We start from the raw sequence: 24,316 nt of genomic DNA, 5'->3' as shown, positions 1-24,316 counted from the left end.
GGTTCACCGTCGACGGGGTGGTCGCCTGAACCGTGGTTCACCGTCGACGGGGTGGTCGCCTGAACCGTGGTTCACCGTCGACGGGGTGGTCGCCTGAACCGTGGTTCACCGTCGACGGGGTGGTCGCCTGAGCGGTGGTGCCTGAGCGCTGACGGTCAGGCGGTGATGGTCGCCGGCAGCCCGACCGCGAGCCGCATCGCCCGTCGGACCGCGGCCTCGTCCGGCAGCAGCTCGGTGTCGTCGCCGGACACGAAGAACCGGATCTGCCCGATCGCCTGCTCCGTCAGCATGTCGAGCCCGTTGAGCACCCGGCCCCCGGCAGCGGCCCAGCGTCCGGCCGCGGCGGTCGGCCAGGGCTCGTAGGCGACGTCGAACAGCACCGCGTCCGGCCCGGAGGGCAGCAGCTCGAGCGGGTCGGCCGCGCCGCCGGGCAGCGTCGACACGAGGAACCCGTGCCGCGTCCCCGGCAGCGAGTCGATCGGCAGCACCTCGAGCGTCACCCCGAGGCGCACCGCCAGGTCCACGAGGGAGCCGGCCTTCGCGGTGTCGCGGAGGAAGAGCCGCACGTCGACCGCGCCGAGCCGCACCGCCGCCGCGAGGGCGCTCGCCGCAGTGGCCCCACCGCCGACGATCGTGGCCTCGCCCGGCAGGTGCCCGAGTGCCTCCACCGGTCGGACGATGCCCTCGACGTCGGTGTTCGCGCCCGCCAGGACCACGCGGTCGCCCTCCTGCCGGAACGCCACCGTGTTCGCCACCCCGAGCTCGTCGACGAGCGGGGTGGTGCGGTCGAGCATCGGCAGCACGTCCCGCTTGAGCGGCATGGTCAGGCTGAGCCCGCGCCAGTCGGGACCCAGCCCCGCGACGAACGCGTCGAGCCCACCGGAGGCGACCTCGTGCCTCCCGTACGTGAACGGCAGCCCGAGCACGTCGTAGGCCGCCGCGTGCAGCGTGGGGGAGAGCGAGTGCGCGATGGGGGAGCCCAGCACGGCCAGCCGGGTCCGGTCGGGGTCGGTGAACTCCACGTCCGGAGCCTAGCCGCTCAGCGCCCTCGACTGGGGTGCTTAGGGTAGCCTTACCTGTGTGATCCGAACCTCCCCCTCAGCGCGCCGCGTCCGCCGCGTGCTCGCGGCCGCCGGTGCCGTCGTCGCCGCGTCCCTCGTCCTCGCCGGGTGCACCTCCGGCTCCTCGTCGCCCGCCGCGTCCGACGGCGCCTCGGGCTCGGGCGGCGCGTTCCCCGTCTCGATCCAGACCGCACTCGGCACGACCGAGATCCCCTCGCAGCCGAAGCGCGTCGTCGCCCTCGGCTGGGGAGACGCGGAGACGGCGCTCGAGCTCGGCGTGCAGCCCGTCGGCGCCAGCGACTGGCTCGCCTTCGGTGGCGACGGCGTCGGGCCGTGGCTCAAGGACGCGTACACGAAGAAGCCGACGATCATCCAGACGCTCGAGCCCAGCTACGAGCAGATCCTCAAGCTCAAGCCGGACCTCATCCTCGACACGAAGAGCTCGGGCGACAAGGACCGCTACGCGAAGCTCTCGGCGATCGCGCCGACCGTCGCGGTGCCGAAGGGCGGCGCGAACTACCTCACCACCACCGAGCAGCAGGTCGACCTCGTGTCGCGTGCACTCGGCAAGGAGTCCGAGGGCAAGAAGCTGCTGACGGACCTCGACGACGCGTACGCGGCGGCGCGGAAGGCGCACCCCGAGTTCGACGGCAAGACCGCCGTCGTCGGTTCGTACACGGCGGACGGCTTCGGCGCGTACGCCTCGAAGGACAGCCGCTCCACCTTCATGCAGCAGCTCGGCTTCACCATCCCGAAGGCCGTCGACCAGCAGGCCGGCGACGCGTTCTCGGTGAGCCTGTCCGAGGAGAACCTCGACCTGCTCGACGCCGACCTGACCGTCGTCCTGCCGATCTACGTCGACGCGTCGAAAGCCGAGTCCGACCCGCTGTTCCAGAAGGTGCCGTCGGTCGAGGCCGGGCACTCCATCGTCGTCGACGACGCGGACGTGTCGAACGCCTTCTCGCTCGGCACCACCGCCGCCATCGAGTGGGCGCTCGACCGGCTGCCGGACGAGTTCGCGAAGAAGGTCGGCTGACCGACAGCCACAGGGGGAGTACGGGAGACGCCGGGTCGCGAGTCGCGACCCGGCGTCTCCCGTTGCGTGCGTCTCTCGCTGCATGCGGGGGCGTGGTGACCGGCCGTGACGGATGGTGCGCGGACGCCGGACGGGAGGCGCGGCGCGGCCGGCACCGCGCCTCCCGTCCGGTGCCTGGTGCCGTTCCGCGCGTGGGCGGCCGTTCCGCTCGTCGGGGGCTGTTCCGCGCGTGGGAGGCAGGTCCTTCCTGCTTCCCTTGCGCGGATCGGTCTCCGATCGCGCGCGTGATGGGCTCGAACGCCGCGCTTCGGGAGGCGGCGGCGGGGCTACGCGGCGGTGAAGGTGGAGCCGATGAAGGCGAAGAGCAGGGCGATGAGCGGCAGCGAGCCCTGCACGAACGCCGAGTTCAGGTACCGGCGACCCGTGCCGGCCAGGACGACCGCGGCACCGAGCATGCTCGCGCTCGAGAACACCACGAGGGTCCACCCCGTCGCACCGCTGCCGGTGACGACCAGCACGACGCCGAGGATCGCGCCGATCGCGAGGAACAGGTTGTAGAAGCCCTGGTTGAACGCGAGGGAGCGGGTGGCCTGCGCCTCGGACTCCGAGGCGATGCCGAACACGCGGCGCACGCGAGGACTCGTCCATGCGACGGACTCGAGGAAGAAGATGTACACGTGCACGAGGCCCGCGAGGACCGCACACACGCCCGAGATCACGAGCAGGACCGACATGGCCTCCATTCTCGCAGCCCCGGAGCAGTGCTCGTGTCCGCTCGTCACACCAGCCCGCTCGGCGGAGGCCCGCCGGTAGGCTGCGGCCATGAGTGCCGACGAGTCCACACCCGTCCACGACGATGCGGTCGCCGAGCTGGCGAGCATCCGGCAGAGCATCGACAACATCGACGCCGCCGTGATCCACATGCTCGCCGAGCGCTTCAAGTACACCCAGCGGGTTGGTTACCTGAAGGCCGAGGCGGGCATGCCGGCCGCCGACCCGGGCCGGGAGCAGGTGCAGGTCGCGCGGCTCCGACAGCTGGCCGCCGAGTCGCACCTCGACCCCGCCTTCGCGGAGAAGTTCCTGAACTTCATCGTCGCCGAGGTCATCCACCACCACGAGCGCATCGCCGGCGGCGAGCGGTGAGCGGGCCTGCTGCCGGGATCCCGGCCGACGGCTTCCCGCAGGATCTCGCCGACCTGCACCTGCTCGTCGGGTCGTACACGGCGACGGGCGGTGGGAACGCGACCGGCATCTCGGTCGTGCACGGGACCACCGCCTCCACCGTCGCCGTGATGGACGACCCCTCGTTCCTCGCGCTCTCCGGCGACCAGGTCTACGCCGTGTCCGAGACCGCGGACGGTCGCGTCTCTGCCTTCCGGTACGCCGGCGGTGCGCTCGAGCACCGCTGGGATGCCGACGCCGGTGGTGACGCACCCTGCCACGTGCGGGTCGACCCCTCCGGCGCGCTCGTCGTCACGAACTACGTCTCCGGCACCGTGACCGCGGTGTCGCTCGAGGCCGCAGAATCACACGCCGCCTCGGTGACCGCGAGCGACGGCGTCGTCGGGACCCACGGCAGCGCGGACCGGGTCGTCGTCCCCGAGTCGGCGCTCGTCACCGGCGTGCTCCCCGACGTCGAGGGGCCCGTCGAGGACCGGCAGGAGGGGCCGCACGCCCACCAGTCGATCGCGACGCCCGACGGCACGGTGCTCGTCGCGGACCTCGGCGGCGACGCACTCCACGAGTTCCGGGTGACGGCTGACCCCGCGACCGATCTCGTGCGCGTGCACCACCTCGGGCCCGGGGTCGGGCCGCGACACATGGCGTGGCTCGGGGCCGGGGCCGACGCGGACGCGGACCTCGTCGTCGCGGGTGAGCTCGACGGACGTGTGTACCGCCTACGCCGCGACGACTCCGGGACGCTGCGGCCGATCGCCTCGGCGGCGGCGTTCGACGGCGAGGTGGGGGAGTCGCTCCTCAGCCACGTCGAGGTCGACCAGGCCGGACGGGTCGTCGTCGCGGTCCGAGGTCGGGACCTGATCGTGGTGCTCGACACCGCGGACGACGGGCTGACCGTCGTCGGGTCGGCGTCGTGCGGTGGCGTCTGGCCGCGGCACTTCGCGCAGGTGCCCGGGTACCTGCTGGTGGCCAACCAGATGTCCGACGCGATCGCCGTGCTGCCCGTGGGGTCGGACGGGGTGCCGGGTGAGGCCGTGGCGCAGATCGCCGTCGGGTCGCCCGCGTGCATCGTGCCGGTGCCGGCCCGGTCGTGACCGGGGTCGGGGATGGTGCTGGCGCTGGGGTGCCCGTGGCCGGGGCCGGTGCGTCGGGCGTGCTCGCCGACGGGTACCGCCTGGTGGTCGGGCCGCCGCCGCTGAACGACTACCTGCGCCTGCGGCGGGACTCCGGTCTGTCGCCGAAGGACGCTGCGCAGGGTGCCGGGGCGATCGCGGGGAGCTGGTCGGCCGTGCACGTCGTCGACAGCGACGGGGTCCCCGTCGCCATGGGCCGCACGATCGGCGACGGCGGGTGGTACTTCCACATCGCCGACATCGCCACTGATCCGGGCCACCAGCGCCGGGGGCTCGGGAGGGTCGTCGTCGAGTGGCTCGTGGCGGACATCCGCTCCCGCGCACCGGAAGGTGCGTACATCACGCTCGTCGGGGACCCGCCCGGTCAGCGGCTCTACCGCTCGCTCGGGTTCGAGGACGTCGCGCCGAGCCTCGGGATGGCGCTGCCGCTGCGCTGAGGGAGCCGGGCGTCAGCCGTGGACGACGTTGGCGAAGGGCCGGCCCGCTGCCAGCGCGGACACCTGGCGTCGCACGAGCTCGAGGGTCCGCGGCACACTGAGGTCCGTGTTCCCACCGACGTGGGGCGTCAGCACCGTGTTCGGCGTCGTCCAGAGCGGGTGCCCGGCCGGGAGCGGCTCCGGGTCGGTCACGTCGAGCGCTGCCGACAGCCGTCCGCGCTGGAGCTCCGCGACCAGGGCATCGGTGTCGACGACCCGCCCGCGGGCGACGTTCACCACGAGGGCTCCGTCGGGCAGCGCAGCGAGCAGGTCTCGGTCGACGAGGTGTTCGGTCTCGTCGGTGAGCGGGGTGATGAGCACGAGGACGTCCGTCCGGGCCGCGAGCTCCGGGAGCTCCCCGAACGCGTGCACGTGCCGACCGTCCTGCTCCCGTGCAGTGCGCGCCACGACGGTGACGTCGCACCGCATCGCCTCGAACCGCGCGGCGATCGCAGCGCCGATCGCCCCGTGGCCGACCACCGTGACCCGACGATCGGCGAGCGATCGGGTGGTGCGGACGTCCCACACCCCTGCGGCGCGGTCGGCCTGGAACGTGTGGATCTCGCGGAGCGAGGTCAGCGCCAGACCGACCGCGAGCTCGGCCGTCTCGTCGTCGTGGATGCCGCGGCCGTTCGCGACCTGCGCGTGTGCCGGGGCGTGCGGCAGCGCGTGCTCGTACCCGGCGCTCGGCAGCTGCAGGAGTCGCAGGTTCGGCAGGTCGTGCACGAACTGCCACCGGTGACGACCCGCGAAGTAGAACGGCAGCAGCGTGAGCGCGACGTCCTCGGGGCGGTCGTACGGGCCTTCGACGTCCCACACGTCGAGCTCGACGCCGTCCGGCACGGGGCCGAACCGGTCGACGAGCTCGACGAAGGGCAGGGTGACGATCGGCATGCGGTCGCGGTGCTCCTGGGTCGCCGTCAGCTGTCGGTGCGCGGCGAGAACGAACCGTGGTCGTCGAGCGGCCCGCGCCCGACGTAGCCCTCGGTGACGTCCTCGACGATCACGTCGCCGAAGCGCGCCGGCAGCGTCGCGCCGTGCGTGCCCCGCAGCTCGTCGATCGGCGCCTCGAACGCGCCCTGCACCTCGAGCGTGCCGGACGAGGCGTCCGTCACACCGATGCGCAGCACCGGGAACCCGCGACCCTCGCACAGCCCGCGGAACCGCACGTCGTCCTCGCGGCGCACGGTCACGATGACGCGACCCGTCGACTCCGAGAACAGCGCGGTCGCCGTGTCGACGCCGTCGCGCTCCTCGAGCTCGTCGAGCACCACGCGTGCGCCGATCCCGAAGCGCAGGACCGACTCGGCGAGGGACTGGCCGAGGCCGCCGTCCGCCAGGTCGTGGGCGCTCGTGAGCAGCTGCTCGCCCGATGCCGCGTGCAGCAGGTCCGCCAGGGCCTTCTCGCGGTCGAGGTCCACCGCCGGCGGGCGGCCACCGAGGTGCCCGTGGACGGTGCCGGCCCACGCCGAGCCGTCGAGCTCGAGGCTCGTCGTGCCGAGCAGGTACACGTTGTGGCCGTCGTCCTGCCAGCCCGAGGGCACGCGCAGGGCGACGTCGTCGATGATGCCGAGCACACCGACGACGGGCGTCGGGTGGATCGGGGTCGTGCCGGTCTGGTTGTAGAACGACACGTTGCCGCCGGTGACCGGGATCCCGAGTTCCATGCAGCCGTCAGCCAGGCCCTCGACGGCCTCGGAGAACTGCCACATGACCTCGGGGTTCTCCGGCGAGCCGAAGTTCAGGCAGTCGGTGACCGCGGCGGGGACGGCGCCGGTGACGGCGACGTTCCGGTACGCCTCGGCCAGCGCCAGGCGCGCGCCCTGCTTCGGGTCGAGCTGGCAGTAGCGGCCGTTGGCGTCGGTCGCGACGGTGACGCCGAGCCCCGTCTCCTCGTCGACGCGGATCATGCCGCCGTCGTCGGGGAAGGACAGCGCGGTGTTGCCGAGCACGTAGGTGTCGTACTGGTTCGTCACCCAGTTCTTCGACGCGAGGTTCGGCGAGCCGAGCAGCTGCAGGAACTGCGCCTTGAGGGCCGGACCGTCGGTCGGACGCTCGAGCGAGGCGGCGGTGTCGGCCTGCAGCGCATCGATCCACGACGGGTAGGCGACCGGGCGGTCGTACACCGGACCGTCGACGGCGACCGTGCGCGGGTCGACGTTCACGATCTCCTGGCCCTGCCAGTCGATGACGAGACGGCCGGTGCCGGTGACCTCGCCCAGGACGCTCGTCTCGACCTCCCACTTGCCGACGACCGCGAGGAACGCGTCGAGCTTGTCCGGGCGGACGACCGCCATCATGCGCTCCTGGCTCTCGGACATGAGGATCTCCTCGGCCGTGAGCGTGGGGTCGCGCAGCAGGACGTCGTCGAGCGAGATGTGCATGCCACCGTCGCCGTTCGAGGCGAGCTCGCTCGTCGCGCAGGAGATGCCAGCGGCACCGAGGTCCTGGATGCCCTCGACCAGTTCCTCGCGGAACAGCTCGAGGCAGCACTCGATGAGGACCTTCTCGGCGAAGGGGTCGCCGACCTGCACCGCCGGGCGCTTGGTCGGGCCGCCCTCGGTGAAGGTGTCGGACGCCAGGATCGACGCGCCGCCGATGCCGTCGCCACCCGTGCGGGCACCGAAGAGCACGACCTTGTTGCCGGCACCGGAGGCGTTCGCCAGGTGCAGGTCCTCGTGCCGCAGGACACCGACCGCGAGCGCGTTGACGAGCGGGTTGCCCTGGTACACCGGGTCGAAGTAGGTCTCGCCGCCGATGTTCGGCAGGCCGAGGCAGTTGCCGTAGAACGAGATGCCGCCGACGACGCCGTGCACGACGCGCGCCGTGTCCTCGTGGTCGATCGCACCGAAGCGCAGCTGGTCCATCACGGCGACCGGGCGCGCGCCCATCGAGATGATGTCGCGGACGATGCCACCGACGCCGGTCGCGGCGCCCTGGTAGGGCTCGACGTACGACGGGTGGTTGTGCGACTCGACCTTGAAGGTCACCGCCCAACCGTTGCCCACGTCGACGACACCGGCGTTCTCGCCCATGCCGACCATCAGGTTCTTCGTCATCTCCGGCGTGACCTTCTTGCCGAACTGACGGAGGTAGTTCTTCGACGACTTGTACGAGCAGTGCTCGGACCACATCACCGAGTACATGGCGAGCTCGCCCGAGGTGGGGCGGCGGCCGAGGATCTCGCGGATCTTCGCGTACTCGTCGGCCTTGAGCCCGAGTGCCTCGTACGGCTGCTCCTTGTCGGGGGTGGCGGCGGCGTCCTGGACGGTGTCGGGCTTCGGGCGAACGTGGGTCGTCACGGTGTTGTCGTTCCCTGTCACTGGAGTCGTGTTCGTCGGAGTCGTCGTCACTTGACGAGCGTCGACTCGATCACGGAGGTGAAGAAGGTGAGGCCGTCCGTGCCGGAGGCCATCGCCGCGGGGGTGTCCGGGCCGAACCCGGGCTCCGTCGCGTGCTCGGGGTGCGGCATGAGCCCGACGACGTTGCCGCGCTCGTTCGAGACGCCCGCGATGTCGTCGATCGACCCGTTCGGGTTCACCCCGACGTAGCGGAACACGACCTGGCCGTTGTCCTCGATGCGCTTGATCTCGTCGGCGTCGGCGACGAACCGGCCGTCGGCGTTCTTCAGCGGGATCGTGATCTCCTGCCCGGCGCTGAACCCGGAGGTCCAGGCGGTGCCGGCGGTCTCGACGCGGAGCTTCTGGTCGCGGCGGATGAACTGCTGGTGCGCGTTGCGGGTGTGGGCGCCGGGCACGAGGCGGGCCTCGGCGAGCATCTGGAACCCGTTGCAGATGCCGAGCACGGGCATGCCCTTGCCCGCGGCGTCGATGACCTCGGCCATGATCGGGGCCTTCGCCGCGATGGCGCCCGCACGCAGGTAGTCGCCGTACGAGAACCCACCGGGGAGCACGATCGCGTCGACCCCCTGCAGGTCGTGGTCGCCGTGCCAGAGCGCGACGGGGTCGGCTCCTGCGAGGCGGACCGCGCGCTGGGCGTCGCGGTCGTCGAGCGAGCCCGGGAACGTGATGACGCCGATGCGCATCCGCGTCACGCGTCCTGCACGGTGACGGAGACGACGTCCTCGATCACGGCGTTCGAGAAGACGTCGGCCGCGATGTCGCGGACCTCGGCCAGCTTCGCGTCGTCGACCGGGCCGTCGACGGCGATCTCGAAGCGCTTGCCGATGCGGACGTCGGTCAGGTCGGCCTTGCCGAGACGGGCGAGGGCGTTGCCCACCGCCTTGCCCTGGGGGTCGAGGATCTCTGCCTTGGGCATGACCTCGACGACGATGGTTGGCACGTGTTCACTCCAGCGCTTGGGTGGGTTGGGTGGGACGGCATCAGTCTACGGGCCCCGCGCGCCGCGCCGGGCCGCTTGTGGAGAAGTCGTCCAAGGCGTATGTTCCAAGTCGAATAATCGCTCGCGAACACGGTCTGGAGGCACGGATGGCGTCGCTCACGCCCCTCGCGTTCGCCGCGCTCGGCCTGCTCGCCGAGGCGCCCATGCACCCGTACGAGATGTTCCAGACGATGCTCCACCGGCACGAGGACCAGAACGTCAAGGTCCGGCCGAGCACGCTGTACCACCAGATCGGACGCCTCGTGGACCTCGGGTACGCCGAGGCACTCGGGACCGCGCGCGAGGGCAACCGGCCCGAGCGCACCACCTACGCCATCACCGACCACGGCCGCGCGGAGCTCGACGCCGGACTCCGGCGCATGATCGCGGAGCCCGCCGACGAGTACCCCGAGTTCCAGCTCGCGGTGTCCCACGTCGACAACCTGACCGCGACCGACGCGGTGACCGCGATGCGCGTACGCGCTGCCGCGCTCCGCGCGGAACGTGCCGGGTACGACGAAGCCGCCACGGGCCTCCAGGCCAAGCAGCTCGCCGAGCGCTACTGGCTCGACGTGTCGTACGTGCGTGGCATGCTCACCGCGCAGATCGAGTGGCTCACCGCCACCGCCGACCGGATCGCGAGCGGCGACATCCCCTGGGACGGCCCCGCCGTCCCCGACCCAGCACCACAGAAGGACCAGGACACCACTCGATGACCTCCACCACGTCCGCCGACCTGCAGCACGGGAAGAAGCCGTGGCCCGCGCTCTGGGCACTCGTCGTCGGCTTCTTCATGATCCTCGTCGACTCGACCATCGTGTCGGTCGCGACGCCCACGATCGCGCAGGCGCTCGACGCCGACATCAACGCGGTCATCTGGGTGACGAGCGCCTACCTGCTCGCGTACGCGGTGCCGCTGCTCATCACCGGGCGCCTCGGCGACCGGTTCGGCCCGAAGGTGCTGTACCAGGCGGGTCTCGTGGTGTTCACCCTCGCGAGCCTGTGGTGCGGCCTCGCCGGGTCGATCGAGGTGCTCATCCTCGCCCGCGTCGTGCAGGGCCTCGGCGCCGCGATGATGACCCCGCAGACGATGGCGGTCATCACGCGCATCTTCCCGCCGCAGAACCGCGGTGCGGCCATGGGCCTGTGGGGCGCCGTCGCCGGCGTCGCATCGCTCGTCGGCCCGATCGTCGGCGGGCTGCTCGTCGACGGCCTCGGCTGGGAGTGGATCTTCTTCGTGAACGTCCCCGTCGGCGTCGTCGCGTTCGTGCTCGCGCAGCGCTTCGTCCCCCGCTTCGAGCGGCACGGACACCGCTTCGACTACCTGGGCATCGTGCTCAGCGCCGCCGGCATGTTCCTGCTCGTCTTCGGCATCCAGGAGGGCGAGACCTACGACTGGGGCACCATCACGGGCCCGATCTCGGTCTGGTCGCTGATCATCACCGGCATCGTCGTGCTCGCCGCCTTCGTGGTGTGGCAGGGCGTGCAGAAGGGCGAGCCGCTGCTGCCGCTCGGCCTGTTCAAGGACCGCAACTTCACGCTCGCCAACATCGCCATCACGGCCGTCGGCGTCGCGATCTCGTCGTTCGCGCTGCCGATCATGCTCTGGGCACAGGACGTCCTGCGCTTCTCGCCGACCCAGGCCGCGCTGCTGCTCGTGCCGCAGGCCGTCCTGTCCGCCGCGCTCGCACCGCTCGTCGGCAAGAACCTCAACAAGTGGAACCCGCGGTGGGTCGGCTCGTTCGGCCTCGCGTGCTTCTCCGGCGGGCTGTTCTGGTTCGGCGCCCTGCTGTGGTCGGGTGCCGGCTGGGGCTGGACGCTGCTCCCGAGCGCGCTCCTCGGGCTCGCGAACGCCTGCATGTGGGGCCCGCTCTCGGTCTCGGCGACGCGCAACCTGCCGCCGGCGCTCGCGGGTGCCGGGTCGGGCGTCTACAACACCACGCGGCAGATCGGCGCGGTGCTCGGTTCGGCCGGCATCGCGGCGCTGATCGAGGCGCGCATCACGGCGAACTTCCCGTCCGGGTCGGGCACGGGCTCGGGCGGTGCGGAGCAGCAGGTCGGCGCGCTGCCGGAGTTCCTGCAGCAGCCGTTCGCCACGGCGATGGGGCAGTCGCTCGTGCTGCCGGCCGTGGTGCTCGTGGCGGCCATCGTCGCGGCGCTGTTCCTGGCGAAGCCGAAGCAGACGACGGCGTGGAAGCAGACCGGCGCGGTCGAGACGCAGCCCGGTGCGGCGGAGCCCGAGGCCGCAGCGCGCTGACGCTGCGGCACGGCGGCTGGGGTCGTCGCGCGCGCGGCTGGGGTCGGGTGGTGCGCGCCGTTGGAGAACGACAAAACCGCTGTCGTACGACAGCGGTTTTGCCGTTCTTGCCGTCATGAGCGGAAGAACGTCGTCCGGTGGGGACCGGCGCGACAGGATCGTCGTCGTACGACAGCGGAACTGTCGCACGACCACGCCGCTCACTCGCCACGCTCAGCACGCAGCGGGCCGCACGCAGCCGACCCGCACCGCCGGCACGCCGCAGACCCCCCTCGGGCCCCGCTCACCCCCGCCGCTGCAGGTGCGCCCGGGTCAGCTCGGCCATCTCCTCGTCGGACAGGGCGTCCACGGAACGTGCCTCGCGGCGGTCCGTCCGCTGCCACCGCACGAACAGCATCACGAGCACCGGGACGTCGGCGACCTCGGCGATGAACCAGAGCAGGTCACCCGCCAGGTGCTGGTCGCGCAGCGGGGAAGGGAACCACGGCTGCCCCACGGCGTGCACGAACGACCCGTCGAGCACGTGGTTCGACACCCGCAGCACGATGCCGGGGACCGCGTCGAGCAGCAGCTCCACGAAGGCGAGCAGGAACTCGACCGTCACGAACGTCGAACTCCGGAGGACCCCCGGCTCGGACAGCGGCCCGAGCACCGTGAAGCCGAGCACCGGCACCGACACGGTGACGAGCGCGGCCCACACGCTCGACTCACGCACGACCGCCGACAGCGGGGTGAGCAGCACCGCGAAGAGCACCAGCCCGACCACGGGGGCGACGATCGCGTTGCCGAGCACCCGGATCGGCCGTGAGTGCACCACGCGGTCGGCGACGGCGGACCAGTGCGCGGGTCCGCCCAGGCGCAGCAGGGACACGGGAGCAGCCAGGGCGGCGAAGGTCGGCACCGCGAAGAACAACAGGGCGAGCCGGAGCGTGAACGCCCACCGGAGCTCCTGGTCGTACCGCCCGACGATGCCGAACTGCAGCACGGCGAAGAGCAGCAGCGCGGCCAGGAACGACGCGGTGCGCCAGGCGGACCACCGGGCCCCACGGCGTCGAGCGCCGACGAGCCACCAGCCGTAGGTCACCGCGGCGACCGCCAGCAGCACCGCGGCCAGGGGATCGACGTGCCAGGTGCTCCAGAACTCGGCGGGTTCGGGCGTGGGGTGCCTCCTGGTGTCGGGCCGGACGAGCCGGCTCCGTCATCCTCCGCCCGTCGGACCCCGCCGCAGCCGGGCCGATCCGCAGCGGCGGTGAGGATCGGCTCAGGTGCCCACTGGTCCCACGGCTGCCGAGGCTGTTCGGGCGGGCCGGGTCCGGCCGAGCAACCACACCCCGACCGGCACGGCGACCGCGCCGAGGACCGCGACGCCGAAGGACAGGTGCCACTGCATCACGACGAACGCCGGACCGATCGTGCACAGCGCTGCGACGGTCACCACGGGCCACCCCGCCCGATCGGTCCCCGGCTGCAGTCGGGGGAGCGGGCGGTCCCACCGGCGCAGCGCCCTGGCCACACCGATCGCCGCGGCCAGCACGACGACGAGTGCGATCGGCCGCGTCGCCCACCACGGCACCGAGCCCGGGTCGGGGAACGGGACGGCGAGCAGCAGCGCGACGCCGTTCAGGGCGATGTACAGCGGCAGGTGCCAGAGGTAGATCGCCATGCCGTCACGACCGAGCACGAACACGGTCGCCTGCGCCGCCCGGGTCTGCATCAGTCGGGTGAGCGGTCGGTGCACGAGCTGCACGAGGCAGACCTGCGACACCGCGAGCACCGCCAGCGGCAGAATCGGCGGGTTGAGGTCCTGCAGCATGTCCGGCGCCCAGAGCCCGACGCTCGTCAGCGGGACGAGGAGGGCGTACCCGGCCAGCGCGACCGCCGCGAGCAGCAGCCTCGAGCGGCGGGCGAACCAGCCGTCTGCCCAGAGGAACCCGAGCTGCTGCGCGAAGAGCCACACCGGGCCGAGGTTGAGGAGTCCGACCTCGGCGGTGCCGGTCGCGAAGCGGAGGGTGTCGACGGCCGTCGCGAGGACCAGCAGGACACCGAGCGTGCGGAACGGCGCCCGCGCGTGCAGGCGTGCCATCACCGGCACGCAGCACTGCGTGATGCCGTACGCGGCGAGGAACCAGAGCGGCGAGCCGATGCCGAACGCGACCTCGGCGAGCAGCTCCGCGGGGGTGCCGAGGGCCGTCGCGATCCCCAGGCCGAGTGCCAGCACCACGAACAGCGGCACCGCCGGGCGGTAGAGCCGCACGAGTCGCGTCGCCACGAAGTCCCGCGCGCCGCCGCCCCGAGCGAGCGTGCTGCGCCACCCGACCGCGCTCGCGAACCCGCCGACGGCGAAGAACAGCGGCATCACCTGGCCCGCCCACGTCGCGGGGACGTACCAGGCCGCCTCCTGCAGCGGGCTCGTGACACCGATGCCGTCGGCCGACACCGCCACGCCGACCATCGTGACGTGCACGACGACGACGAGGACGACGCACGCCGTCCTGATGAGGTCGACGACCAGGTCCCGCTGCGCGATGATCCCCCGGACGTCCTGAGCGCTGCTGGCCGGCACGGAGTCGATCCGCGACGAAGGCCCCTGCTTCGTGGACATGCCGTGACGCTAGCGCCCGACCGGCTGGATCAGCATCGTCCCAGCGGATCGCGACCGGATCGTGACACATCGCATGCCAGCAGCGGCATGCATCCTCCCGAGAGCGGCGCGCGGAATCGCCGTGGGGGGGCTTACGCCGCCGCTGCGGACGGGCACGGCCGGATGACGCGCCGACACGCGCAGCACGCCGCCACCCTGGGCTCCGAGCCCACGACCGTGTACGGTGGAGCTTGTCTTGACCGATGCAAGAGAAAGAAGCTGATGGACGCCGACGCCGACCTGCTCCGGGCTGCCGGCCTGCGGGTGACGACGCCCCGGCTGGCCGTCCTGCGTGCCTCGGGAGCGATGCCGCACGCCACCGCGGACGACATCCTCACCGCGGTCTCGGCCGAGCTGCCGACGACGAGCCACCAGGCCGTCTACGGGGTGCTGGGCGCCCTGACCGGCGCAGGACTCGTCCGGCGCATCGAACCCGCCGGCAGTCCGGCGCGGTACGAGCGGCGCACCGGGGACAACCACCACCACATCGTCTGCACGATGTGCGGCGCGGTCGAGGACGTCGACTGCGCGGTCGGCCACGCCCCCTGCCTCACGCCGTCGGAGACGCACGGCTTCGCCGTCACGACGGCCGAGGTCACGTACTGGGGCATCTGCGAACGCTGCGCAGCGGCGGAACGCGACGACGCCCAGGTCGTCACGGCCTGACACGGCCGGGACGTCCGGAGTCGGACGAGACCGCCCGGCGCGACACCGACGTGACGCGCCCCACGAGCAACCCGAACCATCCTGACCGAACCAACCGTTCCACCTGAGGAGGAACCGTGTCCGACCAGAACACGACCGGCCCCGCCGGCACCCCCACCACCACGACCAACAGCGGCGCCCCGGTCTCGAGCGACCAGCACTCCATGGGTGTCGGCGCCGACGGCCCCCTCGCCCTGCACGACCACTACCTGGTCGAGAAGCTCGCCCAGTTCAACCGCGAGCGCGTCCCGGAGCGCGTCGTCCACGCGAAGGGCGGCGGTGCGTTCGGTACCTTCACCGTCACGCACGACGTGTCGCAGTACACCCGTGCCGCGTTCCTGCAGCCGGGCAAGCAGACCGAGATGCTCGCCCGCTTCTCGTCCGTCGCCGGTGAGCAGGGCTCCCCGGACACCTGGCGCGACCCCCGCGGCTTCGCGCTGAAGTTCTACACCGAAGAGGGCAACTACGACCTCGTCGGCAACAACACCCCGGTGTTCTTCATCCGCGACGGCATCAAGTTCCCCGACTTCATCCGCTCGCAGAAGCGCCTGCCGGGCAGCCACCTCCGCAACCACGACATGCAGTGGGACTTCTGGACCCTCTCGCCGGAGTCGGCTCACCAGGTCACGTGGCTCATGGGCGACCGCGGCCTGCCGTCGTCGTGGCGCCACATGGACGGCTTCAGCTCGCACACCTACCAGTGGATCAACGCCGAGGGCGAGCGCTTCTGGGTGAAGTACCACTTCGAGACGCAGCAGGGCCACAAGACCCTGACGCAGGAGGACGCCGACCGCATCGCCGGTGAGGACGCCGACTTCCACATCCGCGACCTCTACGAGGCGATCGAGCGCCAGGACTTCCCGAAGTGGGTCCTCAAGGTGCAGGTCATGCCGTACGCGGACGCCGAGGGCTACCGCTTCAACCCGTTCGACCTGACGAAGGTGTGGCCGCACGCGGACTACCCGCTCATCGAGGTCGGCACGATGGAGCTGAACCGCAACCCGGAGAACTACTTCGCGCAGATCGAGCAGGCCGCGTTCGCGCCGTCGAACTTCGTCCCCGGCATCGCGGCGAGCCCCGACAAGATGCTCCTCGCGCGCATCTTCAGCTACGCGGACGCCCAGCGCTACCGCGTCGGCACGAACCACGCGCAGCTGCCGGTGAACGCCCCGAAGAACGAGGTCCACTCGTACTCGAAGGACGGCGCCATGCGCTTCGACTTCCAGAAGGCGGAGGTGCCGGTGTACGCGCCGAACACCCAGGGCGGCGCGCACGCCGACCCGACCGCGACGGACGACGTCCCGGGCTGGGAGTCCGACGGCGCGCTGCAGCGCTCCGCTGCGACGCTGCACGCGGAGGACGACGACTTCGGCCAGGCCGGCACGCTCTACCGCGAGGTCCTCGACGACGCCGCGCGTGAGCGCCTGGTCGGCAACATCGCCGGCCACGTCTCGAAGGTGACGCGCGACGACCTGCGCGAGCGTGTGTTCGCCTACTGGACCAGCGTCGACGCCGACCTGGGTGCGCGCGTGCGCGCCGCGGTCGCGCCGAGCGCGCCCGGTTCGAACGAGGACCCGGAGAAGGTCGCGGTCGAGGCGTAGTCGCCACCACCTGACGGACGGGAGGCCCGGTACCAGCTGGTACCGGGCCTCCCGTCCGTCGTCGTGGCTGTGTCAGACCTGCTGGCCGTTGAGCATGATCTCGCCCGTCGGCCAGTCCTCCAGCTGCGCCTCGACCGGTAGGACCATCCAGCCGCCCTGCTCGGTCTCGTTCACGCCGACCCCGTCGGCCGTGAACGCCGAGAACGTGCCGACGGCGCCGTCCACCTCGTGCCAGCCCATGTGCGCGTAGAAGGGGATGCGGTCCTCGCCGGCGCCGAGGAAGCCGTAGGGCACGCGGAGTCCCTCGAGGACGGCGCGGGTGCGGACGAGGAGCTCGCGGCCGACCCCGCTGCCCTGCAGCCTCGGCGAGACGGCGACGATGCCGGTGTCGCCGACCAGGACGTCCTGCCCGCCGACCGTGACGAACATCCGACGGATCCCGACGTGCGCGAGCACCGTGCCGTCCTCGCCCCAGCCGACGACGCGGCGCTCGGGCTGCATGCCGGCGTAGTCGCGGCCGCCCACGTACCAGTGCGACCAGCTCGGGAACGCCTGCCCGAGCATCGCTGCGATCGCCTCGTGGTCGGGGAGCGACAGTGCGCTCTCCTCGACCACCTCCCACCGGATGTCTTCGCTCACGCGTCCATCCTGCCGGGTCCGCCTGCGCATCGGTGCGGCCCGAGGCTCGGCCGGGCGGACATGTTCGCGTGTGCTCGACCACGAACGTGTCCGCGGAGCCGAGCCTCGGCGCAGACCGCCCGCGCGCGAGCCGCTCAGCCGCGACCGGGTGCCGTCACCTCGATGCGGTTCGCCCACGGGTTCTCGAACGCCACGGTCCGACCGTCGTCCGCGGTCTGCACCCCGGTGTCGTGCATCCGGGACGCGAGTGCACCGAGGTCGTCCACACCCGGCGCGCCGAGCTTGCGCCGATCATCTGTCCGCTCATACGTTGTACATCACCGGGAGGGGTTTCCGGTGTGAGGGAGAGAGATGTCCGTGAAGTTCGTCCTCGGCGCTGCGATCGTCGGGATGGTCATCAGTGCAGGGATCGCGCTCGACGCGGGTTCGGCGCCCGGGGCCGAGGCGGCCTCGTGCTACGGCTCGGTGAGCACCTGGAAGGGGAAGAACAACACCTGCGGTTCGGCTCGGCACTGGGATGCGATCAGGAACGCCGACGCCCGGTACGGACCGTGGGTGGGGAAGAAGAAGTGGTCGCAGCAGAGTGCCTGCTGGGCGAACGTGGTGTCCTACGGCATGACGGCGAGGTAGTCCGTGCTCCGGGGGTACGGCCACGTCGCAGCCGTCTCCGTGGGTGCGGTCCTGGTCTCGGTGCTCCTCAGTGGCTGCGACGCGGACGGACCGTCACGACCCTCCACGGCGGCTGGTGACGTGTCACTGGCGAATGCGGGGCCGTGGGCCGACGACTTCCGCGCTGCGCTCGACCACGGCGTCTCCGGCTACGAGACGAAGATCCTGGCCGACGGCAGGGTCACGACGGCCGAGGTCGAGGACGCGCACGAGCAGATGGGCCGCTGCTTGTCGGATTCGGGCTACACCATCGCCTACGGCCCGGACGGCGGGTTCGAGCTGGGGCGGGTCGGCGGTGGTTCACCCAGCGACGACATGCCGCGGGCGAACGGCGTGCTGGAGTCCTGCGAGGAGCACTACGACCAGTTCGTGACGATGCTGTTCGAGGAGACCCGGCGCAACCCGCACAAGCAGGACGAAGCGGCGATCACCGTCGTCTGTCTGCGCAAGGCCGGGCTCGTCGGTGCTGACTACTCCGAGCGGAAGTGGCGCGACGAGTACGACGCCGGATCGTTCTCGTTCCCCGAGTTCGACGAACGGGCGCAGCAGTGCACACTGGACCCGATCGGGCTGTGGCGGAACGGGTGACCGGCCGTGTGCGCGACCGGATCGCCGCCCCCGCGATCGGTCTGGCCAGCCTGCTCGTGGCTGCCGGAGCGGCGGTCGGCGTCGTCGTCGCACTCCCTGTCGGCCCACCGGCTTCGTTGTCGACGCCGGAGCCGGTGCGCTCGGTCGCGGTGACCGAGCGCACCGATCCCGACGAGCGGCAGGTGCAGCTCGTGCTCGACACCGGAGCGCCGGGTGCCCTCGTCACCGCACGTACCGGAGTGGTGACCAGCTCGACGTGCACGGCCGGGGGGACACTCCGGAGCGGCACCGAGGTCGTCCGCATCGACGAGGTGCCCGTGCTCGCACTCGCATCGAGTACGCCCCTCTACCGGGACCTGTCGGAGGGGGATCGGGGTGACGACGTCCGAGGGTTGCAACAGGAGCTCGCCAGGCTCGGGAGCCGCATCACCGTGGACGGCGTCGTCGGGCCCGGGACCATCCGAGCGGTGCGCGAGCTCCTCGTCGCGCAGGGCTCCGCGCGGGCCACCGCCGTGCCCGACGACGTGATCGAGCGCGCGGTGTTCGCGTGGATCCCGGCGCCCGAGGTGTCCGTCACCGCTTGCGATGCGGTCGTCGGCGCGACCATCGGCCCCGAGGGAGTCCTGGCGACCCTGCCGGCAGCGCTCCGCAGTGCTCGCCTCGAGCAGCTCCCGGTGGACGCGGTGCCCGGTGCCCGGCGGGTGCGCGTGGGGCAGGCTGTCGTCCCGGTGGACGAGCGTGGTCTCGTGTCGGACCCGGCCGCACTCGAAGCGCTCCGGACCCAGCCGGAGTACGCCGCCGTCCTCGCGTCGACGGACGGGGCACCGAGCGTCCCGGCGACGTGGACCCTCGCCGAGCCGCTCCGCGTCCTGGTCGTCCCGCCGTCGTCCCTGTGGGACATCAGGGACGGCAGTGCGTGTGTCCGACCGGTTCCCGGTGCTCCGACGCTCGTCGAGGTCGTGGGCTCCGAGCTCGGGCAGTCGTTCGTCCGCCTCCCGTCCGGCGAACGCCTCACACGTGTCCGGAGCGAACCGGACGGAGAACGTCCGTGCCGGTGACGCTCTCCGGTGTCGGCCACGGGTGGTCGTCCGGCACCGAGCTCTTCCGTGACGTCGACTGGACGTTCGCCGACGGCTCGGTGACCGCGCTGGTGGGACCGAGTGGGTCTGGGAAGTCGACCCTGCTCGGCATCCTCGCCGGGATGACGACCCCGTCGGCGGGTGCCGTCGGACTGCCGGACCGTGCGCGGGTGGTCTGGGTGTTCCAGAACCCGCACGGCGTGTCCCACCGGACCGCGCTCGACCACGTCACGCTCCCCGTCCTCGCGCGCGGGGCCACCCGTCGGGCGGCAGAAGAACGCGCCATCGAGATCCTCGACACGTTCGCACTCAGCGCTCGTGCCGCTGCACCCTTCGGCCAGCTCTCCGGTGGTGAGGCGCAACGGCTCATGCTCGCTCGCGCGGTCGCCGCAGAACCGACGCTCATGCTCGTGGACGAACCGACGGCGCAACTCGACCGCCGGACCGCCGACGAGGTCAACGATGCCGTGGCGGCGCTCGCCGCTGCGGGGACGACCGTCGTCGTCGCCACCCACGACGACGCGACGAGAGCAGCCTGCCCGGCTGTGCTCGACCTGGCGCGGTTCCGGTGACCCGACAGCTCCGAGTGCCCCTGTGGCGCCGACGTCGTCGTCCGGTCGTCGGCCCTCCGCATCACCCCCGTCACGGCCCGGGTGGTCGTCGCGATGGCATGCGCCCGGTCGAGGTGTTCCGTGAAGCCCGGCGCGACGTCTGCACGGGGGCCGCCGGAGCGCTGACGTGCGCGGTGGTCCTCGCCCTGCTCCTGTGCGGGGTCGTCGGCGCCACCGCCCGAGCGACGGTGCAGGACGTCCGGGGTGCCGCGCGCTTCCTGTCGTCGGGCGCCGCGACGCAGGTGTTCACGGCGGCCGGGCGGATCGACGGTCGAGCGTGCCAGGCACTCACGCAGGACCCTCGCGTCGTCGCGGCCGGTGCGGTGCGTCGGGTCGCAGACGGGCTGCTCGTCAGCTCGTTGCCGGGAACGGCGATCCCACTCCACGAGACGACGACGGGCTTCCCGACCGTCCTCGGCGTCGAAGGTCGGCTCGGCGGCCCGGGCGTCCTCCTCGCCCCGGATGTGGCGAGCGCGCTCGGGAAGGCGGCAGGCGACGACCTCCCGGTCCCGCAGGGCAGTGTCCCGGTCGCCGGCATCTACTCCTACCCTGATGACGGGCGCGACCCGGATCTCGAGTGGGCAGTGCTCGCTCCCGCGCCGGATGACGGTCGGCCGTTCGACGCGTGCTGGGCGACGGTGTGGCCGGCCGACGACTCCGCGAGCGCGGCGCTCCGTCGGACACTGCTGCCCGGGACCGCCGGGTTCGCCGGGACCGCTGGGACCGCCGGGGCGGAGGGCACCAGACCGACGCTCGGACAGCTGAACCCGCGGTCTGGTGCGACCTTCGAAGCGACGGCGCAGCTGCCGGCCGGGTCGGCGGAGACCGCTGCCCTCGGTGTCGGACTGACCGTCGGAGTGGCCGCAGCTCGTCGCCGCCGCCTGGTCGTCGCTTCGGATCGACACGTGGGCGTGGGCGTCGGTGCCCAGGCGGTGAGCGCCGCGGTCCAGCACCTGATGTGGGGCGTCGTGGCCGGGTCGGTCGCGACCGCCCTCGCCGTCGTGCTCGTCCGGGGGCTGTCGATCGGTGATGCCGCCCCCGTGGTCCTGCACGCGGCAGCGCTCAGCGGTCTCGCGGTGGTCGGCGCGGTCTGCGGAGGGATCGTCGGTGTCGCCAGCGTCCGGGATCGAGCGCTGCACCGGTACTTCCGATCCCGGTGAGCCGCGGCGCCGTGCCGGATGTCTCGAGACTCGTCGCTGCGGACACATTCGCGGCGACCGACCCGCGAACATGTCCGGAGGGCCGAGTCTCGCGCCCAGGAATGGGGCAGGGCGGCGGGACGAGCCCGCTCAGCCGCGACCGGGCGCGGTCACCTCGATGCGGTTCGCCCACGGGTCCTCGAACGCCACGGTCCGACCGTCGTCCGCGGTCTGCACCCCGGTGTCGTGCATGCGGGACACGAGTGCGCCGAGGTCGTCCGCACCCGGGACCTCGATCCGCACGAGCCCGAGCCCGAGTGCCTGCTGCCGGCGCCCGGCCCCGCGGGAGTTCCACGTGTTCATCGCCATGTGGTGGTGGTACCCGCCCGCGCTGACGAACAGCGCCTGGTCGCCCATCGCCGCGGTCGTCGCGAAGCCGAGCCGGTCGACGTAGAACGCCTTCGCGGTGGCGACGTCGCCCACGGACAGGTGCACGTGGCCGACCCGGCCGGGGCGCGTGCTGGCCGCTTCGAGCGCCGAGGAGGTCAGGTGTTCCTGCACGAAGGCGTTCGGGTCGACGTAGATGGTCGCCATGTCGACCATCCCGTGCGTCCACGACCACTCGGTGCGGTCGCGGTCCCAGTACAGCTCGACGCCGTTGCCCTCGGGGTCCTGGAAGTAGAACGCGTTGCTGACCAGATGGTCGGCGCTGCCCGTGAAGGTCCGCGGGTACTTCGTCGCGACGGAGTACAGCGCTGCCGCCAGGTCGGCCTGCGTGTCGAACAGGATCGCGGTGTGGAAGAGCCCGGCCTCGTGCGGGGACGCGTGCCGCATCGCGGGGGCGTGCTCGAGCACCACGATCGGCGTCGCGCCACGGCCGAGCACGGCGGTCCCGCCCGCGTTCGTCAGCACCGTCAGGCCGACGCCGTCGCGGTAGTAGGCGACCATCGTGTCGAGGTCGGCCACGCGGAGCGTGACGGCGCCCATCCCGGTGTCGGCTGCGAGCAGGTCCTGCGTGTGCATGCCCCCAGTGTGCGCCGGAATGGTTGACGCGTCAACCAAACCGCGACCACGGGCTACTTCGCGCTGAACCCGCCGTCGGTCTTCAGCAGCTGGCCGTTCACCCACCCGCCGTCCGGCCCGAGCAGGAACCCGACGAGCGCCGCGGTGTCGGTCGGCATCGACGGGCGCCCGAGCGGAGTCTGCGCGACGGCGGCCCGGCGGATCTCGTCGGTCATCCACCCGGTGTCGTTCGGGCCCGGGTTGACCAGGTTCGCACTGACCCGGACATCGCCGAGCTCGAGGGCAGCCCCGACGATCAACCGGTCCAGTGCGCCCTTGCTCGTGCCGTACGGCAGGTTGAACCCGACGTGGTCGCTCGTCAGCGCGACGATGCGACGGCGGTCCTCCGGTACGGCCGCACCCTCGCGGAGCCGCCGCGCGTACGCCTGCACGACGAGGAACGGCGCGCGCACGTTCACCGCCAGGTGCCGGTCGAACGACTCCACCGTCGTGGTCGCGAAGTCCGAGTCGACCGACTCGCAGTGCGACATCACCACGGCGGTCACCGGCGCGCCGGCCTCTGCCTCGGCGCGGCCGACGAGCGCGGCCGCCTGCTCGGGGTCGGCCAGGTCGACCGGGAGGCGCGTCACCCGTGCCCCCGCACGCTCGGCCTCCGCGACCACCGCGTCCACCCCGTCGGGGTCGGCCGCGCCGTGCACGCGCGCGTCGTACGGCCCCCACCACGAGAGGGCGAGGTCCCAACCGTCGGCGGCGAGCCGCGTCGCGATCGCGGCACCGATCCCGGCGCGGCGGCCGACGCCCGTCACCAGGGCGAGCGGTCTGCTGGTGAGCGGTCCGTGGGTCATGGGTCGTGCCTCCCGTCCGGGCGACGCGTCGGTGCGTCGCCCGACCAGGATGGCATCGCACACGGGATCCCGTCGGCGCGGCGCGGCGCGGCAGGGCCAGGATGGGAGCATGCCGCCCTCCCGCCGACCCGACCTGGCGACCTTCCCGGTCGACCGTCTGCGCGACCGCATGTCGTCGTACATCTACGGCAACATCACCGTGCTCGCGGTCGCGATCGCGGTGGGGCCGGAGCAGATCGAGCACGGGGCAGCGGTGCTCACGGTGCTCGCGACGGCGGTGCTGACGTACCTGGCGCACGTGCTGTCCCACCTGGTGGCGCACACCATCGGCGACACCGGTGACGACGCCGAACACCGCGAGACCATCGGGGCGATCCTGCGCGACGCGAACCCGATCGCGACCTCCGGCCTCATCCCCGCGGTGCTCTACGCCGTCGCGTGGGCGGACTGGCTGCCGGCGCAGTGGGCGCAGACCGCGGCGATCGTCATCCTCGTCGTCCGCATCGGGATGGTCGGGGTGTTCCTGCAGCGGTTCAGCGGACGGCGTCCGACGTTCCTCGGGCTCTGGGGTGGCATCGTGCTCGCCGCGGTGGCCTTCGTGATCGGCCTGGTGAAGGTGGTGGTGACGCATTGAGCGAGCAGACCGACGAGTCCCGTGCCGGACGACCGGTACGGTCCGGGTGGCGCTTCGTCCGCGACCTGGCGGTCATCGTGGTCGTCGCGCTGCTGGCGTCCTTCCTGGTGAAGGCCTACCTGGTGCGGGCGTTCTCGATCCCGTCCGGCTCGATGGAGCGCACGCTGCTGATCGGCGACAACGTGCTGGTGAACGAGCTCGTACCGGGCGTCGCGCCGCTCCGCCGGGGCGACGTCGTGGTCTTCCGCGACCCGGGCGACTGGCTGACCAGCGAGCAGGGCGACGACCTCATCAAGCGGGTGATCGGGCTGCCGGGCGACCGGGTGTCGTGCTGCGATGCCGAGGGACGGCTGTCCGTGAACGGGCACGCGGTCGACGAGCCGTACGTGGTCCGGCCGTCCGACGTGGACCGTGTCTCGGCGGAGGACTTCGACGTCACCGTGCCCGCGGGGCGGATCTGGGTGATGGGCGACAACCGGTACGAGTCGGCCGACTCGCGCATCCACGGGACGGTGCCGACGGCGGACGTCGTGGGCCGGGCGTTCGTCGTGACCTGGCCGATCACGCGGTGGAGCGTGCTCGGCCGGTACGGCGAGGAGTGGGACGCGGTGCCAGACCCGCGGTGAGGGACCCCGCGCAGCGCGGTGGACGGGCCTGGA

General features: G+C 72.1%; 27 protein-coding genes. 15 read left to right on the top strand and 12 right to left on the bottom strand.

What is annotated here, in order from left to right; genetic code table 11:
* Positions 1-155: 155 nt before the first annotated feature.
* Positions 156-1,022 carry a shikimate dehydrogenase gene (locus ACIQFY_RS10430; protein ID WP_066652109.1) on the bottom strand — a complete coding sequence of 289 codons (867 nt, stop codon included), beginning with the start codon at positions 1,020-1,022 and terminating at the stop codon, positions 156-158.
* Positions 1,023-1,080: 58 nt separating this feature from the next.
* Here ACIQFY_RS10430 and ACIQFY_RS10425 point away from each other — a divergent pair, with 58 nt between their 5' ends.
* A complete protein-coding gene (locus ACIQFY_RS10425) occupies positions 1,081-2,097 on the top strand; it encodes an iron-siderophore ABC transporter substrate-binding protein (RefSeq protein ID WP_066652111.1) in 1,017 nt (338 codons plus the stop codon).
* Between the two features lie 326 nt (positions 2,098-2,423).
* Here the strand turns inward: ACIQFY_RS10425 and ACIQFY_RS10420 are convergent, their stop codons facing one another.
* The gene (locus ACIQFY_RS10420; protein WP_200884129.1) at positions 2,424-2,831 is read right to left on the bottom strand and encodes a DUF1304 domain-containing protein; all 408 of its coding nucleotides are present in this window, start codon (positions 2,829-2,831) and stop codon (positions 2,424-2,426) included.
* 88 nt (positions 2,832-2,919) lie between these two features.
* Here ACIQFY_RS10420 and ACIQFY_RS10415 point away from each other — a divergent pair, with 88 nt between their 5' ends.
* The 3 genes from ACIQFY_RS10415 to ACIQFY_RS10405 are packed head-to-tail and all read left to right on the top strand — an operon-like array spanning position 2,920 to position 4,846.
* Positions 2,920-3,240: a chorismate mutase gene (locus tag ACIQFY_RS10415; RefSeq protein WP_066652113.1), complete on the top strand. Its 321-nt coding sequence runs from the start codon at positions 2,920-2,922 to the stop codon at positions 3,238-3,240.
* Entirely contained in the window at positions 3,237-4,370 is a 1,134-nt protein-coding gene (locus ACIQFY_RS10410) for a lactonase family protein (RefSeq protein ID WP_400339857.1), read from the top strand. Before ACIQFY_RS10415 ends, ACIQFY_RS10410 begins: the two co-directional genes overlap by 4 nt.
* 35 nt (positions 4,371-4,405) lie before the next feature.
* On the top strand, positions 4,406-4,846 hold the full coding sequence (locus ACIQFY_RS10405) for a GNAT family N-acetyltransferase (RefSeq protein WP_400339854.1): 441 nt from the start codon (positions 4,406-4,408) through the stop codon (positions 4,844-4,846).
* A 12-nt stretch (positions 4,847-4,858) separates the two neighbouring features.
* On the opposite strand, the gene ACIQFY_RS10400 is transcribed toward ACIQFY_RS10405, so the two are convergent.
* The 4 genes from ACIQFY_RS10400 to purS are packed head-to-tail and all read right to left on the bottom strand — an operon-like array spanning position 4,859 to position 9,187.
* Positions 4,859-5,779 carry a 2-hydroxyacid dehydrogenase gene (locus tag ACIQFY_RS10400; RefSeq protein ID WP_400339853.1) on the bottom strand — a complete coding sequence of 307 codons (921 nt, stop codon included), beginning with the start codon at positions 5,777-5,779 and terminating at the stop codon, positions 4,859-4,861.
* Positions 5,780-5,805: 26 nt separating this feature from the next.
* On the bottom strand, positions 5,806-8,187 hold the full coding sequence (purL, locus tag ACIQFY_RS10395) for a phosphoribosylformylglycinamidine synthase subunit PurL (protein WP_400339850.1): 2,382 nt from the start codon (positions 8,185-8,187) through the stop codon (positions 5,806-5,808).
* Positions 8,188-8,234: 47 nt separating this feature from the next.
* On the bottom strand, positions 8,235-8,930 hold the full coding sequence (purQ, locus tag ACIQFY_RS10390; protein WP_066657734.1) for a phosphoribosylformylglycinamidine synthase subunit PurQ: 696 nt from the start codon (positions 8,928-8,930) through the stop codon (positions 8,235-8,237).
* Between the two features lie 5 nt (positions 8,931-8,935).
* Positions 8,936-9,187 carry a phosphoribosylformylglycinamidine synthase subunit PurS gene (gene purS, locus ACIQFY_RS10385; RefSeq protein WP_066652126.1) on the bottom strand — a complete coding sequence of 84 codons (252 nt, stop codon included), beginning with the start codon at positions 9,185-9,187 and terminating at the stop codon, positions 8,936-8,938.
* Positions 9,188-9,333: 146 nt separating this feature from the next.
* Here purS and ACIQFY_RS10380 point away from each other — a divergent pair, with 146 nt between their 5' ends.
* On the top strand, positions 9,334-9,942 hold the full coding sequence (locus ACIQFY_RS10380; RefSeq protein ID WP_400339847.1) for a PadR family transcriptional regulator: 609 nt from the start codon (positions 9,334-9,336) through the stop codon (positions 9,940-9,942).
* Positions 9,939-11,483, top strand: a complete 1,545-nt coding sequence (locus tag ACIQFY_RS10375; RefSeq protein ID WP_144411226.1) for a DHA2 family efflux MFS transporter permease subunit — start codon at positions 9,939-9,941, stop codon at positions 11,481-11,483. Before ACIQFY_RS10380 ends, ACIQFY_RS10375 begins: the two co-directional genes overlap by 4 nt.
* A 283-nt stretch (positions 11,484-11,766) precedes the next feature.
* Here the strand turns inward: ACIQFY_RS10375 and ACIQFY_RS10370 are convergent, their stop codons facing one another.
* Both ACIQFY_RS10370 and ACIQFY_RS10365 read right to left on the bottom strand, forming a co-directional pair.
* Entirely contained in the window at positions 11,767-12,588 is an 822-nt protein-coding gene (locus tag ACIQFY_RS10370) for a cytochrome c oxidase assembly protein (RefSeq protein WP_326496515.1), read from the bottom strand.
* Positions 12,589-12,744: 156 nt separating this feature from the next.
* Positions 12,745-14,085: an acyltransferase gene (locus ACIQFY_RS10365; protein ID WP_400339844.1), complete on the bottom strand. Its 1,341-nt coding sequence runs from the start codon at positions 14,083-14,085 to the stop codon at positions 12,745-12,747.
* A gap of 261 nt (positions 14,086-14,346) precedes the next feature.
* Between ACIQFY_RS10365 and ACIQFY_RS10360 the strand changes: the two genes are divergently transcribed.
* Both ACIQFY_RS10360 and ACIQFY_RS10355 read left to right on the top strand, forming a co-directional pair.
* Positions 14,347-14,790, top strand: a complete 444-nt coding sequence (locus tag ACIQFY_RS10360) for a Fur family transcriptional regulator (RefSeq protein ID WP_251155378.1) — start codon at positions 14,347-14,349, stop codon at positions 14,788-14,790.
* A gap of 116 nt (positions 14,791-14,906) precedes the next feature.
* Positions 14,907-16,430, top strand: a complete 1,524-nt coding sequence (locus ACIQFY_RS10355; protein WP_271826246.1) for a catalase — start codon at positions 14,907-14,909, stop codon at positions 16,428-16,430.
* A gap of 72 nt (positions 16,431-16,502) precedes the next feature.
* Here the strand turns inward: ACIQFY_RS10355 and ACIQFY_RS10350 are convergent, their stop codons facing one another.
* Together ACIQFY_RS10350 and ACIQFY_RS10345 are read right to left on the bottom strand one after the other, a co-directional pair.
* The gene (locus tag ACIQFY_RS10350) at positions 16,503-17,069 is read right to left on the bottom strand and encodes a GNAT family N-acetyltransferase (protein ID WP_209684035.1); all 567 of its coding nucleotides are present in this window, start codon (positions 17,067-17,069) and stop codon (positions 16,503-16,505) included.
* Positions 17,070-17,203: 134 nt separating this feature from the next.
* Positions 17,204-17,335 carry a hypothetical protein gene (locus ACIQFY_RS10345; RefSeq protein WP_400339840.1) on the bottom strand — a complete coding sequence of 44 codons (132 nt, stop codon included), beginning with the start codon at positions 17,333-17,335 and terminating at the stop codon, positions 17,204-17,206.
* Positions 17,336-17,420: 85 nt separating this feature from the next.
* On the opposite strand from ACIQFY_RS10345, the gene ACIQFY_RS10340 reads away from it, so the two are divergent.
* From ACIQFY_RS10340 to ACIQFY_RS10320, 5 genes are all read left to right on the top strand, one after another.
* Positions 17,421-17,699: a hypothetical protein gene (locus tag ACIQFY_RS10340; RefSeq protein WP_326496513.1), complete on the top strand. Its 279-nt coding sequence runs from the start codon at positions 17,421-17,423 to the stop codon at positions 17,697-17,699.
* A gap of 120 nt (positions 17,700-17,819) precedes the next feature.
* A complete protein-coding gene (locus ACIQFY_RS10335; protein WP_400339837.1) occupies positions 17,820-18,326 on the top strand; it encodes a hypothetical protein in 507 nt (168 codons plus the stop codon).
* Positions 18,311-19,384, top strand: coding sequence for a peptidoglycan-binding protein (locus ACIQFY_RS10330; RefSeq protein WP_400339835.1), 1,074 nt, complete (start codon positions 18,311-18,313; stop codon positions 19,382-19,384). The genes ACIQFY_RS10335 and ACIQFY_RS10330 overlap by 16 nt, the downstream gene beginning before the upstream one ends.
* Positions 19,375-19,977: an ATP-binding cassette domain-containing protein gene (locus ACIQFY_RS10325; protein WP_326496510.1), complete on the top strand. Its 603-nt coding sequence runs from the start codon at positions 19,375-19,377 to the stop codon at positions 19,975-19,977. The genes ACIQFY_RS10330 and ACIQFY_RS10325 overlap by 10 nt, the downstream gene beginning before the upstream one ends.
* Before the next feature lie 98 nt (positions 19,978-20,075).
* Positions 20,076-21,176: a hypothetical protein gene (locus tag ACIQFY_RS10320; protein WP_400339833.1), complete on the top strand. Its 1,101-nt coding sequence runs from the start codon at positions 20,076-20,078 to the stop codon at positions 21,174-21,176.
* A 129-nt stretch (positions 21,177-21,305) separates the two neighbouring features.
* On the opposite strand, the gene ACIQFY_RS10315 is transcribed toward ACIQFY_RS10320, so the two are convergent.
* Both ACIQFY_RS10315 and ACIQFY_RS10310 read right to left on the bottom strand, forming a co-directional pair.
* On the bottom strand, positions 21,306-22,178 hold the full coding sequence (locus ACIQFY_RS10315; RefSeq protein ID WP_400339831.1) for a VOC family protein: 873 nt from the start codon (positions 22,176-22,178) through the stop codon (positions 21,306-21,308).
* Between the two features lie 53 nt (positions 22,179-22,231).
* Entirely contained in the window at positions 22,232-23,023 is a 792-nt protein-coding gene (locus ACIQFY_RS10310) for an SDR family oxidoreductase (protein ID WP_400339829.1), read from the bottom strand.
* Positions 23,024-23,132: 109 nt separating this feature from the next.
* On the opposite strand from ACIQFY_RS10310, the gene ACIQFY_RS10305 reads away from it, so the two are divergent.
* Together ACIQFY_RS10305 and lepB are read left to right on the top strand one after the other, a co-directional pair.
* A complete protein-coding gene (locus ACIQFY_RS10305) occupies positions 23,133-23,657 on the top strand; it encodes a hypothetical protein (RefSeq protein ID WP_209684029.1) in 525 nt (174 codons plus the stop codon).
* Positions 23,654-24,283 carry a signal peptidase I gene (gene lepB, locus ACIQFY_RS10300; protein WP_400339827.1) on the top strand — a complete coding sequence of 210 codons (630 nt, stop codon included), beginning with the start codon at positions 23,654-23,656 and terminating at the stop codon, positions 24,281-24,283. The genes ACIQFY_RS10305 and lepB overlap by 4 nt, the downstream gene beginning before the upstream one ends.
* Positions 24,284-24,316: the final 33 nt, after the last annotated feature.

Origin of the sequence: Curtobacterium sp. NPDC092190 (assembly GCF_044755625.1) — a bacterium.
Lineage (GTDB): Bacteria > Actinomycetota > Actinomycetes > Actinomycetales > Microbacteriaceae > Curtobacterium.
The sequence above is the reverse complement of the archived record's forward strand: the minus strand, read 5'-3'. Positions and strand labels throughout refer to the sequence as shown.

What these genes read in the sequence shown, in the direction of transcription:
- ACIQFY_RS10315 (WP_400339831.1), bottom strand. Translation starts at nt 22,178, where the DNA reads ATGCACACGCAGGACCTGCTCGCAGCCGACACCGGGATGGGCGCCGTC.
- ACIQFY_RS10310 (WP_400339829.1), bottom strand. Translation starts at nt 23,023, where the DNA reads ATGACCCACGGACCGCTCACCAGCAGACCGCTCGCCCTGGTGACGGGC.
- ACIQFY_RS10365 (WP_400339844.1), bottom strand. Translation starts at nt 14,085, where the DNA reads ATGTCCACGAAGCAGGGGCCTTCGTCGCGGATCGACTCCGTGCCGGCC.
- ACIQFY_RS10375 (WP_144411226.1), top strand. Translation starts at nt 9,939, where the DNA reads ATGACCTCCACCACGTCCGCCGACCTGCAGCACGGGAAGAAGCCGTGG.
- ACIQFY_RS10400 (WP_400339853.1), bottom strand. Translation starts at nt 5,779, where the DNA reads ATGCCGATCGTCACCCTGCCCTTCGTCGAGCTCGTCGACCGGTTCGGC.
- ACIQFY_RS10380 (WP_400339847.1), top strand. Translation starts at nt 9,334, where the DNA reads ATGGCGTCGCTCACGCCCCTCGCGTTCGCCGCGCTCGGCCTGCTCGCC.
- ACIQFY_RS10305 (WP_209684029.1), top strand. Translation starts at nt 23,133, where the DNA reads ATGCCGCCCTCCCGCCGACCCGACCTGGCGACCTTCCCGGTCGACCGT.
- purQ (WP_066657734.1), bottom strand. Translation starts at nt 8,930, where the DNA reads ATGCGCATCGGCGTCATCACGTTCCCGGGCTCGCTCGACGACCGCGAC.
- ACIQFY_RS10415 (WP_066652113.1), top strand. Translation starts at nt 2,920, where the DNA reads ATGAGTGCCGACGAGTCCACACCCGTCCACGACGATGCGGTCGCCGAG.
- ACIQFY_RS10320 (WP_400339833.1), top strand. Translation starts at nt 20,076, where the DNA reads ATGCGCCCGGTCGAGGTGTTCCGTGAAGCCCGGCGCGACGTCTGCACG.
- ACIQFY_RS10340 (WP_326496513.1), top strand. Translation starts at nt 17,421, where the DNA reads ATGTCCGTGAAGTTCGTCCTCGGCGCTGCGATCGTCGGGATGGTCATC.
- ACIQFY_RS10360 (WP_251155378.1), top strand. Translation starts at nt 14,347, where the DNA reads ATGGACGCCGACGCCGACCTGCTCCGGGCTGCCGGCCTGCGGGTGACG.
- ACIQFY_RS10420 (WP_200884129.1), bottom strand. Translation starts at nt 2,831, where the DNA reads ATGTCGGTCCTGCTCGTGATCTCGGGCGTGTGTGCGGTCCTCGCGGGC.